Origin of the sequence: Indolivaga capnocytophagoides DSM 22835, assembly GCF_000426485.1 — a bacterium.
Lineage (GTDB): Bacteria > Bacteroidota > Bacteroidia > Bacteroidales > Dysgonomonadaceae > Dysgonomonas_A > Dysgonomonas_A capnocytophagoides.
Genome location: NZ_AUFL01000009.1, coordinates 70598 through 85318 on the forward strand (window position 1 = coordinate 70598; position 14721 = coordinate 85318).

General features: G+C 34.6%; 6 protein-coding genes. 2 read left to right on the forward strand and 4 right to left on the reverse strand.

Annotated elements, in window-relative coordinates; translation table 11 throughout:
• Positions 1-231: 231 nt before the first annotated feature.
• The 4 genes from K322_RS0104545 to K322_RS0104560 all read right to left on the reverse strand — a co-directional run bounded on the left by K322_RS0104545 (position 232) and on the right by K322_RS0104560 (position 10422).
• Complete coding sequence (locus K322_RS0104545) at positions 232-1278, reverse strand: site-specific integrase (RefSeq protein ID WP_026625814.1); 1047 nt, start codon at positions 1276-1278, stop codon at positions 232-234.
• Between the two features lie 547 nt (positions 1279-1825).
• Entirely contained in the window at positions 1826-3847 is a 2022-nt protein-coding gene (locus K322_RS0104550; protein WP_026625815.1) for a RagB/SusD family nutrient uptake outer membrane protein, read from the reverse strand.
• Between the two features lie 19 nt (positions 3848-3866).
• A complete protein-coding gene (locus tag K322_RS0104555) occupies positions 3867-7172 on the reverse strand; it encodes a SusC/RagA family TonB-linked outer membrane protein (protein ID WP_035331334.1) in 3306 nt (1101 codons plus the stop codon).
• A 487-nt stretch (positions 7173-7659) separates the two neighbouring features.
• Positions 7660-10422 (reverse strand): ligand-binding sensor domain-containing protein, encoded by a 2763-nt coding sequence (locus K322_RS0104560; protein WP_026625817.1) that lies wholly within the window; start codon positions 10420-10422, stop codon positions 7660-7662.
• Between the two features lie 629 nt (positions 10423-11051).
• Between K322_RS0104560 and K322_RS0104565 the strand changes: the two genes are divergently transcribed.
• Positions 11052-12659, forward strand: coding sequence for a hypothetical protein (locus tag K322_RS0104565; RefSeq protein ID WP_026625818.1), 1608 nt, complete (start codon positions 11052-11054; stop codon positions 12657-12659).
• A 17-nt stretch (positions 12660-12676) separates the two neighbouring features.
• Positions 12677-14629 (forward strand): glycoside hydrolase family 97 protein, encoded by a 1953-nt coding sequence (locus tag K322_RS0104570; RefSeq protein WP_026625819.1) that lies wholly within the window; start codon positions 12677-12679, stop codon positions 14627-14629.
• The last annotated feature ends 92 nt before the right edge of the window (positions 14630-14721 follow it).

A 14721-nucleotide genomic window follows, 5' to 3' on the forward strand; every position in this document is an offset into this window, starting at 1 on the left:
CAGATTTATATAATGTATCATTTGAAGATTTATTTTATCTTTGTCGGAGGCTAATCAACCTGCTCAAAGCGGAGCAAATTGATGAAGTTATCTCATTACTTATCCGTTACCTATTCTGAATTTATTTAGTTTTAAAACTCTGATTCAGAAAGGAATAATTCAAAAGCATAGGCTCGTTTCTAAATCGTTACCTGTTTTAAAACGAAGGTCGTGTAATCTGTTGATTAATAGCTAAAAAAAGTTTTCACTGTGTCTTGCGACATGGAAATGTAATTGCTTTTTTATCCCACACAAAACACCAATTTCTTTTAAGTAGGCATTAACCTTCTGATTGGAAGGTACAAATAGCCTATAATTATGTTTTTCTAAGATTTCTTTGGCAATTGGCAATAGTGGGATATTAGACATGATGCCTGTTTTTTCTCTTTTTTTCATTATCCATAGATTGCCTTTATCATCAGTTATCAAATGTTTCTCTACATTCAGTTCTCTAACATCTATATAGGCGAGACCCGTAAAGCAACAAAATACAAATATGTCTTTAACTGTATTGAGCCTGCTACAATGACAATCTTTATTATGAATAGCTTTTATCTCTGCCATTGTTAGAAAATCAACATCTACAGGCTCAATATGGAGTTTTACACTTGAGAATGGATTTCTCTCAATAATTCCATCATTGAAGGCTCTGAGACAGATTTTTCTAAAGTTCTTCATATAATTGACAGAAGTATTATTTTGAATTTTACGATTAACTCTAATGTAGTTCCAAAAGCCATCGACAAAGGTTTTATTTATCTCACTCATTTGGATATCAACCCTATCATATTTTTCCTTTAGATAAGCCCGAAGGTGTTTTAGTGTCGTTGTATGCTTTTGATAAGTTGCATAGGTTATAGAGTCAGCTTTGTACATTGCTTCGTATTCTGTGTTGTGTTCTTGGTATAGAGTAACCAATGAAGTGTTTTTATCCTTTATCTTGTCTGTAAATGCATCTTTTACTGTTTCGATTGTAACAGGTATGTTTTGAGACATAAGCTTAGATTGACAAGCATACAACTTCAATCGAGATGCATTAATAAATTCATTAACCTCTTTCGCTTCGTCATCTTCACCATCTACCATTTGGAAAGATTGATTCCAATTGGATGGTTTTATCCTTCTTGGTAATGTGAGAATACTTCTTTCTTTCCCAATAATGATTGATACTTCAAGTGGAGAATAACCTGCTTTGTTCATTTTTGCAGGTCTGACAATGAAATTTACATTGAAATTCATAACTACTAATTATTAATATTAATAACTAATAGTCCTTTTCGAATTATCAACTATAAATCAAGCGTTTAATAAATATTGATTCGTCCAAATTAATGGCAACTTTTATAATTTTTCAATTGTTCGAATATCTACAATGCGACTAAATAGCAGTTTGTTTAGTGGTGAAACGGCACAACACTAAGTAGTTACCTCGAATCCCCCCGCTTCCGCAAAACAAGTAATAAGCTGCTATTTATTAGCAGCTTATTCTATTTTATAGGATTACATCCTAAATGTCATTTTTCAGGAACCGATCTCCTTAATCAGAAAAATGTAATAGAAAAAGGTTCCTGCTTCGCATTAACCATTGTTTTCATTCTAGCCAGATCAGCCATATTATCAAGATTAAAATAAAGTTCGATGTCAGGATCAAAAGTATCTTTCAATATTTATCCTTTCATCGAACTTTAGTGTTGTTCGTATTGTTAAAATATTTTAAACAATACTATTTATAGATATAAGCAAGATTATTTACTCCTCCGAGAGTTTATTTCAGGATTAATCAAAGTTACCATCCCGGATTCTGTTTCAAATTCGGATTTAATCGTATTTGCTGTAATGGAACCGGAGCCAGATAATCACGTTCTCTGAATAATAAATTTCCACTTAAAGTTGCAATCGAACGCCCGTAATCAGGATCATTCTCTCCTCCACCTAAATAAATTCCATATAATAATGGGTATTTTTCGGGATAATATGCTGGTTCACCAAAATAAGTTGCGTCATTCGCCTTTGCTGTCATATAAGCAGTATTGTAAATATGACGGCCTAATTTTTGTCCGGTCAGGTTGATATGGGCGATACCCCAGCGCTTAAGGTCATCTAAACGAAAACCTTCACCGAATAATTCACATGCTCTTTCTCTGCGGATTTCGTCAAGCATATTCATTTTCTTACAAACGGTTTTGCCTAGGCTATGATCCCACCATCCAGCATCCCAAACATTTGCAATTAAAGCATTTGTTAGTGGAGCAACACCTGCACGAGCACGGTTCTTATTTATCGAAAAATTTAAGTCGGCATCAGAAATAGATCCGTTATTTAATTCACAAGTAGCTTCGGCATAAATTAAGTGCACTTCGGCCAAACGTATAAGAGGGTAGTCTGCCGACTCTGTATTATCGGATCTACCTGCTCCTTCAATCATGAATTTACGGCTACCATAGGAGCTAAATGTACTATTTCCTCTGATGGTTGGTATAAATACAGCACGTTTACTACTGTAAGCAGGGTCTTTAAGATTAAGATTTTCTGATGGTTGAGGAAAAACCGGTTCGGGGTAGGGTTGCCCTGTTGCTGTTAATTGACGTCCATCTTCGGAACGACTGCTCCATGTCGTACGATCCGGTAGATATGTGGATCCTACAAAGCGGTAGTCTCGATTGCGGTATTCGTCAACAAAGTTTTTATAACCTAAAAATTCAGAATTGTTTTGAGCATCAGCAATATTACCTGTATAACTAACCCGTATTGGTAATCCGTTACGACATAAGAATGATTCTCCAAACTGAGTACTAATATTAGTTGCCCCCCATACAGCTACAGTATGAGATAGGTTAATTCCTCCTCGTCTTAAATCATAATCATATTTGGCGCTAAAAATAAATTCCTTATTAGTTGATTTTCCTTTTCCTTTAAAATTAGGAATGTTTCCGCCTTTATCATCTATGTTGAAAAGATAATAATAACTGAGAGAATCGCATTCGTTCCAAAGTTGGTATGTCCCGGTTTCAGCTTCTGTGATAACTTCACCCGAAAGCTTCTTCGATTGTGTTAACATAGATGTGATTGACGGATAGTTTTCTGGTTTTGCTGCACCTGCTCCGACAGAACTTCCATCACCATCGAAGTTAGAAACACTCTCGGCATATTTTTCCCAAGTTGCTTCATAAAGCAAAACTCTTGCTAAGAATGCTTTGGCAGCTTCTTGGCTTACTTTTCCTTTATCTACATCCGGAATATTCTTTTCAACAGGTAAAAGAGATATTGCTTTCTCTAAGTCAGCTATAATGAAGTTTGTGACTTCATATCTACTATTCCGAGACCCTTTCAGTACAGGATCTGAGAGTGTTGGTGTGTGGTCTAATATAGGTACACCTCCAAATATTTGTAATAGATAGAAGTGTTGCCAAGCTCTAAAGAAATAGGCTGTACCCACTGATTGTGTTATTTCAGAAGCGTCTCCTGTATATTCTTCTGCTTTTTGTAATAAGATATTACAGCCTCTGATATGTTCATATGGTTTATTCCACTGAAAATTATCTTCAGGAGTTGAATTACCTCCGTTGCTGCTTAATCCTGAAATATCTAGGTTCTGATCCATTTTATAATAAGTTGCCTTATCATTGTAATCTTTCCAACCTTCCATTTTATATAGATTATTAGCTGCCTGCTTGAAATGTTCAGGAGTTTTGAATACGATATTTTCTGTACCCTGAGATAACGGCTCTTTATCGAGGAAATCACTACAGGCAGATAACGACATAGTTAATACCGATAGTAGGAATATTTTATTTATTATAGATTTCATACATATAATTTTTATAGGTTTAGAATGTGACATCAAGCCCGAAAGTTAACAAGCGACTGAAAGGGAATGTATTATTAGAATTTTCTCCATATTCAGGATCGTATCCGTCTTTCACTTTTGACCATTCCCACAAATCATCACCAGAGAAATAAACTCTGACTTTATTGATTCCAGCTTTTGTCAGGCAGTGTTTAGGCAGCGTATAACCAATGATTAAAGATTTCAAACGGATATACTTGTTGTTTTGTACCAGAACATCCTTATTTTCATAATTCCATTTGTTGAAATTCTGATCACGTGACGATATGGTATAATTTGTATTAGTGTTGTTCTCGCTCCACATCTTCCCTAAGAAAGTGTTGTTTTGTAATACATAATTGGTCATCCATGGAGCAGCCAAATATCCACTTCTTAATACAACTTGCTTGCCTACACCCTGGAAGAATGCCTGTACATCAATACCTTTCCATTCTAATCCTGCCTTAAAACCAAACATTAGACGGGGAGCCATATCACCGGCATAATATAGATCATCTTTGGTTATAGATCCATCCCCATTGAGATCTACAACCTTACGAGCTCCGGGACGTAACTGACTGGTTCCTGCTTCTTTCGGAGCCGGAATAATATTGTTTGATTTAGGCCCGGAGTGATCTGCATTCCAGTAATATTTTGCATAATAAGCATCGACCTCTTCCTGAGTCTGGAAAATTCCATCTGTTTTATATACATAAATAGCTTGTCTGGGTTTTCCTACTAAGCGATTTTCGTTTTTTCCGGGATTAGGTACGTTCTCGTTATTGGTAAGTTCCATTACGGTTGACCATGCATCAGAAAGAGAAGCTCCGAAGTTATATCTTACCTGTCCTATTTTGTCATTCCAATTAAGAGCTAACTCCCAACCTCTGGCTCTAAATTTACCATTATTTGTTTTCGGTGCAGATGCTCCTAAAACAGCAGGATAGGTAACATCGATAAACATACCTGTATTTGTTTTTACAAAGTAATCGAACGAACCTCTTAGGCGGTTGCGAAGAAATCCGAAGTCCAAACCGGCATTGTGGCTATTGATGGTCTCCCATGTACGAAGATCAGAAGTCATACCTGTCAACCAAAGTGAAGTTTGATTCGTAGGGTCTTTTCCAAAAAGAGCATTCCCAGTAGATATTCTTGCGTATCGTTCGTAATTGTCTATACCCTCTACACTTCCAGTCTTACCATAGTTGTATCGTATTTTCAGATTGTCAAGGACATGTATATCTTTCATGAAATTTTCATTTGAGATAACCCATCCTCCGGATAGCGAGTAGAAATTTTTCCAACGTTGGTTTTCTGCTAATTTTGAAGAACCATCGCGGCGTGCAAGAAATTCAAATAAGTATTTGTCAGAATAATTATAATTTAAACGGGTAATATAAGATATAAATCCCCAAGAATTCTGACCTCCATATGCCTCGTTGTTAGTTCCACTAACCCAAACATCTAAATCAGTAAGATCTGAACCAGGATAAATCTGACCTTGATTACGTTTTGCTCCTACTTTTTTGTATGTTTCTTCTTCGGCTGTCATCCCCAACATGGCACTAACATTATGTACATCAGCAAATGTACGTTGGTAATTAACGAATCCTCCTAATGTGATATTCTCCCATTTTTCCAGTTCTTCTTTCAAAGAGCCAGGACCCTGTTTGTTACCTGTCATATTTCCTGTCCAGTCATAATACTGTACTTTGTTTTTCTGCTCTTGGAAGTTCTTTTCTACAGTTTTATATGCGCCACTGCCTGAGACCGATAACCCCTGAAGATATTTAGATAAATCATAGGTTGCTTTCATCCCTCCTCTGAATGTAATAAAACCTGTTTTATTGCGTCCACCCTGGGTTAAGCCGCCAATAGGGTTTCTGTTACCGCTAAAGGTGTCATAAGCATCGCCTTTTTCATTATAAACAGCCCAGAACCATGGATCGAAATAGCCGGCACCGACATCTGTACTAGGATTAATAATATCGCGTTTTTCGTATGAAATGTTCGATTCTATTTTCAATTGAGATGTCGCCTGATAATCCATATTCAGGCGTGCACCATACTTCTTCTCTCCGTCTTCGGCAACCTTTAGTTGTGAATTATTATCCGAATAACTCAACGATATCCTATATCCGAATTTATCATCAGCCCCTGCAATACTAACCGAGTGTTTTTGGGAGGAAGCCTGACCATACAAATAATCCATCATATAATTATCAGGTTCCCAACGGTCAATATTACTACCCCGTTGCAATGTCAATGATTTACCTTCTCGTAAGGCATTGAACAAGGATTCTCCTACGTAAGTTGTCGGATTTCCATCTATTGTTGTACCGCCGAAAGAGTTAAATATCCACCAATTGATGTTCTGATGAATTTCTTTTGGATCGGTCAATTTCGGATTGTTTGCCGCAGCATCATTATACTGGGCTTCGTAAAACATATCTAACCATTCCTTGTTGGTTGTAATAGGTGGTTGTATCCCATTTATAGTTCTACTAAATGAAGCATTATAAGATATTTGAGCTTTTCCTTGTTTTCCTCTTTTGGTTGTTACTAAGACAACACCGGATGCAGAACGAGCTCCATATATAGCTGCAGAAGCATCCTTCAATACGGAAATATTTTCAATATCATTGGCATCCATCGAGTTTAATTCGTCCAGAGATCCGGCCATGCCATCTATTAGAATCAGAGGACTTGATTTTCCATTTACGGATATGTCTCCTCTAATTTTCATCTCAGCGCCTTCATTTCCCGGACGTGTCGATGTTCTGGTGATTGAAAGTCCCGGAACCTCTCCTTGTAGTGCCACAGTCGGGTTGCCAATACCTCTGTCTTTAAAAACATCTTCACCTTTTATTTGAGAGATAGCACTTGTAAGCGATGCTTTTTTCTGTACACCATATCCAACCACTACAACTTCGTCCAGTGCTTCGGAGTTCTCCTCTAGTGTAATATTTACAACTGATCTATTAGCGATATTAATAATTTGATCTTTATAGGCAATATAAGATACTTTTATTTGAGACTTGTCATTGGGTACATTTATTGAAAAGTTTCCGTCCAAATCTGTTACTGTTCCCGTTGTAGCTCCCACCACTACCACACTAACCCCAATTAGAGGTTCTCCTTTGGTATCTACTATTTTTCCTTTTATTAATTTTGTTGTCTGATTTTCGGCTAAAATGTCTTTTATCTCAGCTTTAGCCTGCAAAGAGACCATAGGTATACAACCTAAAGCAAGAGACATTAAAAATACCTTACTCGATGGTAAATTAGATTTTAAATTCCATTTCATAATTATAATTTTTGTATTAGCATTATTGTATTTTATACATATAATGAGGAAAGGTGATTAACATTTTTCTTGATAATAGAACATTACAACATGTGTTTCTTTTCATCGGTATCATTCTTCATAGGCATATTTAGAAGTTAGGTTATATTTCTTTCTATTAAAGACATAGATATGAATGACACAATTAGAATATCAGAATAATCAGCTAAGACCATATACACATAAATATTTCAAATAGATGATCCCTATTCTGAACATTCACAATGTAGAGCTTAACTATAATATTAAAATAACTAATATGTAGACATTATTCTGTCCGTAAAGAAATTTATAGACAACAAAGAAAAGCTGTTCTGACGTTTTTTTTGAGACAATCTATGGCAGATTTGTATTGGTAAATTGTAAGGGAACAAAACAACGATAACGCACTGAAATGCAAAATCTTATTATAGGTATAGACGAGTTCGAATAAATTTAGAAAAACAATCTATCTCTTAATATACTCATTAGGAGTTGTATTCATTATCTTCTTAAATGCTCCATAAAATGAGCTTTTAGACTTAAATCCACATTGCTCGGCAATAGACATTAATGTGTAGTTTTTATATTCACCTGAATCGGCCAATTCTTTAAATAAATTAATTCTGAATTCATTTATGAAATCATAATAATTCTTATTAAGATACAAACTAAACATCTTTGATAATTCGTATGGAGGATAGTTTATTTCAGATGCGAGATCTGATAATTTCAAATCGGGATTTGTATAAGGTTTGTTAGCCTTTATGTATTCAATTAGTTCATTATATATTTTCTCTAACCGTTCTTTATCTGTCTTCGAAAATTTATATTTTGGCTTATTCTCTAATACAACCTCTTGGGGTGTTTCTGATACTACTGCTACATTCTCAGTTTTTGCAACTCTTATTTTTTTCCAATAAATAATAAAAGCTATAAAGACTATAAATATAATCGCCAGAAATATTACTATATATGAAAAGAATGTCTCAGAGACTCTTATTTTTACCGAGCGTTCGCTTTCAGGCTTACCAAACTCTCGGATTTTCAACAAGTAAGAGCCTGCAGCTAAATTAGAATATTCAATTTCATCATTTTCGATACTTTTTTGCCAGTCTTTGTCGTACCCCTCTAACATATATTCATATGAGCCTTTAGAAAATGAAAAATTAAGCAAAGAAAATGCAATACGGATTGTGTTTTCGCCAGATTCTAAACTCAGAGATTGCATATATTCGGGTGTTATCCTGTTTCCATTCTCGTCATTGATGAGCGACATTTTTTTACCTGATATAGTAATAGAAACAATTTGAGGTATTGAGAATGACTTATCATCGATATGATCTAAATTTGCAGTAAGTAGCCCATCTCCATTAGCCCACCAAATAGTATTATCCTTACTGTCATATTGTACTCTATTGTAGAAAAAAGAATTTGTAATACCATCAGAGTATCCGAATAATCGATATCTCTCGGTATTCGGATTAAATTTTAAGATACCACTTAATGTAGCAAACCACAAATTATTATTTTTATCCTCTATTATCGAAGATACTACATTATTAGGTAAGATATTCTGAGTTGAGAATGTTTTTAATTCAGTAAGCTCTTGGTTAAGCCTGATAACTCCATCTTTTTGCGTGCATATCCAGATAAAATGCCTGCTATCTTCAAAAAAGTATTTTATTTCTTCTTTTAAAGGTTCAACTTTAGGGAAAATATCACTTTTTAGGATACCGGAAGGGATATCTAATAAATGAACTCCAGAGGTTGTTCCAATCCATAATCTATTTTTTGAATCGCAATAAATAAGATTAATATCTCCGGCAATTACACCGGTACTCATTCCCAGATACTTATTTAACGTTCTGTTCTTTGTATTGTAGTTAATTAAACCTTTATTTGTAGCAAACCACAGATTATTATTTTTATCCTCTTCGCAGTAATAGAACGCTGTATTCTCCTGAAAAACTTTTTCATCAGAAAAAGATGAGAATGTTAAAGTCTTTGGATCAAATACAGTTAATCCTGTATATGTTCCAATTAAGTACTTATTATTATATGGTTTTATAAAAAGAATAAGGTTACCCGGTAATTCAGGAGTCGATTTAGATGTGAATTTTTTCACAAAAGCCCGATCTTCTGATATATAATCTAATCCGTACTCTTTAGTACCAACTAATATTTCATTTTTGCCGACCCAAAATGATCTTATAGTATTTCCTTTTGTTGAATATTGTAATGAAGGTTGGCTGTATACTTCGAATTTTCTTTTCAGGGTTTCAATATAATAAATACCTCCTTGAAAAACATTTACCCAATATCCGTTTTGTACTTTCAATAAAGAACTAATGTTGTTTATCCTTACATTATTAGGAATATCTAAAACATCATCAATTGAAACTTCTCTATTAGTCAAAGTGGAAATAGTTTTTAACCCTTTTCCTGTAGCAGCGTATATTAGGGGTTTTTCATATATTAATTTCGAAACATCTATTCCCTTAAAATCTTTAAGCACATCCATCTGTTTCGATTTACAGTCGAATGCTATAATTCCTTCAGGAAATAAACCTATATATAAGGTATTATCGGTAAACACCAAGCTTGCTTGTTTTGCAAGCTGAGCTGCATTATTTAATGTATATAATTCAGAACTCTTATTAGTTGGATTAAAATGAATTAATCCCTTTCTCGTTATCAGCCAATACGAATCCTTCTTTTCTTCAACGATTGAAAATATAAAATTAGCAGATGAAAGTACATTAGACTCAAATATGTGATGTTCTAACTTTCCATCCCGATACATGTATAATCCTGTTTCACTTGCAATATAAAGGATATTATCATCACTAATATACAAATCACGTACACCTTTTATTGACGATTTTTCATCTGTAGATAAAATCTCATCAATTTTTTCAGTCACTAGATTCATACGTTTTAATCTGTTACTTGAACCAATCCATAAATAGTTATCTTTTTCCGAAATAGAAAAAATCTGAGAATCTTCAAACTCGGGATATACTTTTACATTTACTCCATCAAAACGATTTAATCCATTATTCATCCCAAACCAGATAAAACCTTTTGAATCCTTGAAGATAGAATAACATGTCAGATTCGAAAATCCATCTTTAGTTCCTAAATTTCTATAATCAGATTCTCTCGCATAAGAGTATTCTCCAATGCTTAAAATCAGAATAATTAGTGAAAGTAGATGTCTAATGCGCATGAATTGTAATTTATTTACCCGAAAGTTACAAAAAAAAGTAAGAGTTTAATAAAGGTATTACCAGACTTTACCTTTCATTAGGGTGAAGTGACTCTATTTAAGGTTAAGCATCGGGACTATTAGTTCTTTTAAATTTAAAAAGACCGGCATAAATCAACATAAATAGCTGTATATAATAAAATTACATCATTTTTGTTTGAGAGAATTTACAGATACATATATAAATAACATTGATTCAGCACCTCCTTTATTTTTTATTTATTTTTGTTCTGTCCCCTTGATCTTGTTACTGAATAAACCAGTCAAAGGGTATCGCAACAATGTTAGCCTATCAGAGACATAAACAACATCAATATATTTAAACTTGTTTGATTTGACTTTGGTTTCTATTATAAATCCGTTAGGTCAAGAAAAATAATAAGTTGTTAACTCTATTTTATCAATGATAATGCGAAAAAAACTCATAACAATAATCATTAATCTAATACCGATTACCTTCTTTTCTCAAGAGACAACTAAAGAAATAGTTAGAGCAGACAATAATGGTTCTCTTACCGTAAATAAAGAAGTTTTGCTATGTCGATGTCTTTTAATAAGGGAACTATAAATTCATAAAACGATTACATAAAATGAAATTTCTATTTAAAATAGTATTTGTCTTAATGTTAATTACATCAGGCAAAGCATATACAGCAGAATGGCAGTGGTCGGTTGAAGTAAAAGGGGTTGCTAAAACTGAGACCAACCATTCACCACAGGCTTTTTTATGGATTCCTTATAATTGCAAACAAGTAAAAGCAGTTGTGGTTGGTATGCATAATATGTCTGAAGAAGGCATTTTTGAACATCCCAAATTCAGAAAAACCATGTCAGAATTAGGCTTTGCCATTGTATGGGTTACACCAAGTATTGATGTAAAATGGGATCCTAAGAACAATGTAAATAGAATCTTTGAGGATATGATGACACAATTGTCTGAAGTATCTGGGTATAGTGAATTGAAATTTGCACCGATAGTTCCAATAGGACATTCGGCAATGGCTACATATCCGTGGAACTTTGCGGTCTGGAATCCTAACCGTACACTTGCCATTCTTTCAATACATGGAGATTCTCCTAGAACTAAGCTTACCGGATATGGAAGGGAAAATCTTGATTGGGGAAAACGTACAATTGAAGGCATTCCCGGATTAATGGTAATGGGGGAATATGAATGGATGGAAGACCGCCTAACATCAGCTTTGGATTATCGGGCTGAATATCCTGAAGCTCCGCTGTCGTTGTTAGCAGATGCCGGACACGGACATTTCGATCATTCCGATGAATTGATTGATTATCTCTCACTATTCCTCAAAAAAGCGGCTAAATACAGATTACCTAAATTGATGCCTACAGATAGAGCTGTACAGTTGATACCTATCAATGCCAAAGATGGTTGGTTAGCAGATAGATGGCATAAAGATATACCTTCTAGTGCCCAAGCTGCTCCATACAAGAAATACGACGGAGATAAGAATACAGCTTTTTGGTATTTTGATAAAGAAATGGCACAAGCTACAGAAAAATACTATTTAATAGCTAGAGGTAAGAAAGAGCAATACATCGGATTCACTCAAAATGGAAAGCTACTGCCATACAATGAAAAGTTACATGCACGAATTGTTGCAAAGTTTTTACCTCAGACTGATGGTTTGACCTTCAATATAAATGCTGTTTATACAGACTCATCAAGAATTATAAAAAGTAATAACCATACAAAAGGACACATAAAAATATCCCGTATTTGTGGTCCTGTTACGCAACTAAATGACACTACCTTTTCGGTTCGCTTTTATCGTATGGGAATGTACCCGACTCGACGAACAGGCGAGATTTGGTTATTAGCGTCTAATAAAGGGGATCGGGAATACAAGAGCACAATTCAGCAAATGAATATACAGATACCTTTCCCTATCAAAAATGGAAATACACAAGATATATCATTTCCTCCTCTGCCGAACCAGTCTAAAGATGTATCGAATGCTTCTCTTGAAGCAAGTAGTTCGAGCGGACTTCCTGTGTACTTTTATGTAAAAGAAGGCCCTGCTGAAATAGAAAACAATAAAATTATATTTACCCCGATACCTCCTCGCTCTAAATACCCGATAAAAGTAACAGTAGTAGCCTGGCAATACGGAATTGAAGGCCAATGGAAAACCGCTGATACTATTGAACGAAGTTTTTATATTAACAAATAAAATCAGATATGATGACCATGAAAAAGATACTTTATTTAGCTGTCTCTTCACTAATCTGTTGTATGCCTCTGCATGCAGAAAATATGCAAAAATCAAATATAACGCTTTCATCTCCTGATAACAACTTGAAATTTTGCTTTTCTCAAAAAGAAGACAATGGGATTTTCACGATGTATTATGAGATTCTATATAAAAATGAGTCTATCATTCAACCCTCTATAATGGGTTTGGAAATGGACAATCAATTATGGGAAAGCGCATTAGCATATACACCTAAGGTAGATAAGGTTAATAGTTGGAACGATAATCTAATATACAAGGATGCCAAATTTGATCAACATAGTTCAACATGGACTCCTCTCTATGGAGAACGGTCGCAAATAAAAGATCATTACAACTCTGTTGTAATCTCTTTAGAAAAGCCTGATCGCTCTAATTATAAAATGAATATTGAAGTTCGAGCTTATAATGAAGGTATAGCTTTCAGATATACATTTCCGATGCATCCAGATGCTGTCTATAATAAAATCACAGCCGATCTGACAGATTATACTCTTCCTGAAAATGCTAAAACATGGAATACCAAATGGGCACAGGGAGATTATAAGCAAATGGCTCTTTCAGAATGGGAGGATAATATTCCTTACGAACGTCCATTGACAATACAATTACCCAGCGGTAAATGGGCATGTCTGACAGATGCAGAAGTTTCGAATTGGACTTTTCTGAATTTTGTTAAATCAAAATACAAGGCTAATACAATCTCGACAACAATGTATGAATCTATGGATATGCTTACCCCCTACTCTACTCCTTGGAAGGTTATTATGGCAGCAGATTCTCCCGGAAGATTGCTTGAAAACAATGATATTATATTGAATTTGAATGAACCCAATAAAATAGCAAATACGGATTGGATAAAGCCCGGCAAAATTATGCGGGAGACAACTCTAACCACAGAGAATACTATTGCATGTATCGATTTTTGCGAAAAACACAATATGCAATATATACTATTTGATTGGAAATGGTATGGTCCGGCTTTTGATTATTCTTCGGATGCTTCGAAAGTAGTGGCTCCCATTGACATGAAAAAGGTAGTGGAATACGGTAAAGAAAAAGGAGTTGGAGTTTGGCTGTATGCAAATCACCACGCACTGGAAAAACAAGCGGAGAAAATATTTCCTATTTATAAAGAATGGGGTATCGCTGGAATTAAATTCGGTTTTGTACAATTCAAAACTCATCGCTGGGCAACATGGGTACATAATCTGGTTCGATTAGCTGCTGACAATAATCTTATGGTAAATATACATGATGAGTTTAGACCTTCTGGATTTAGCCGTACTTATCCCAACCTCTTAACTCAAGAGGGGATACGAGGAAATGAAGAGTTTCCTGAGGCAACACATAATACAATATTACCTTTCACCCGAATGATTTCAGGTGCAGGCGATTATACCGTTTGTTATTTTGATCCTCGTATCAAAAACACCCATGCTCATCAACTCGCTTTTCCAATTATATACTACAGCCCTTTACAAACATTGTATTGGTATGATACACCTGCCAGAATTGAGAATGTACCGGAATTAGAGTTCTTTGATAATGTACCTGTTACTTTTGATGATACCAGAGTTATCCATGACAGTATTGGACAATATATAACGATAGCTCGTCGCAGTGGTCATGATTGGTTTCTGGGTACTATTGGCAATAACGAATCACATAAAATATCAACGTCATTGTCTTTCCTTGATAATAGCACAAAGTATGTAGCTAGTATTTATACCGATAACGATAAGGTTAATACTAAAACAAAAGTGCAAATCACCAAGTTAATTGTAACGAAAGAAAACGTATTACAATTTACACTAAAACCTAAAGGAGGCTGTACAATACATTTTACTCCTGTATCAAACGATGATTTGAAAAAGTACAAAGCATACAATAAGAAGCACATGTTATAAGTAACTATAAGTATTTAATGATATGTTCTTTAGAGATAACTAACTGTTGTTATTATACTTGCAAAGTCAACAAATAGGTCTGAGACCTTAAC

What these genes read in the sequence shown, in the direction of transcription:
- K322_RS0104555 (WP_035331334.1), bottom strand. Translation starts at nt 7,172, where the DNA reads ATGAAATGGAATTTAAAATCTAATTTACCATCGAGTAAGGTATTTTTA.
- K322_RS0104565 (WP_026625818.1), top strand. Translation starts at nt 11,052, where the DNA reads ATGAAATTTCTATTTAAAATAGTATTTGTCTTAATGTTAATTACATCA.
- K322_RS0104550 (WP_026625815.1), bottom strand. Translation starts at nt 3,847, where the DNA reads ATGAAATCTATAATAAATAAAATATTCCTACTATCGGTATTAACTATG.
- K322_RS0104570 (WP_026625819.1), top strand. Translation starts at nt 12,677, where the DNA reads ATGAAAAAGATACTTTATTTAGCTGTCTCTTCACTAATCTGTTGTATG.
- K322_RS0104545 (WP_026625814.1), bottom strand. Translation starts at nt 1,278, where the DNA reads ATGAATTTCAATGTAAATTTCATTGTCAGACCTGCAAAAATGAACAAA.
- K322_RS0104560 (WP_026625817.1), bottom strand. Translation starts at nt 10,422, where the DNA reads ATGCGCATTAGACATCTACTTTCACTAATTATTCTGATTTTAAGCATT.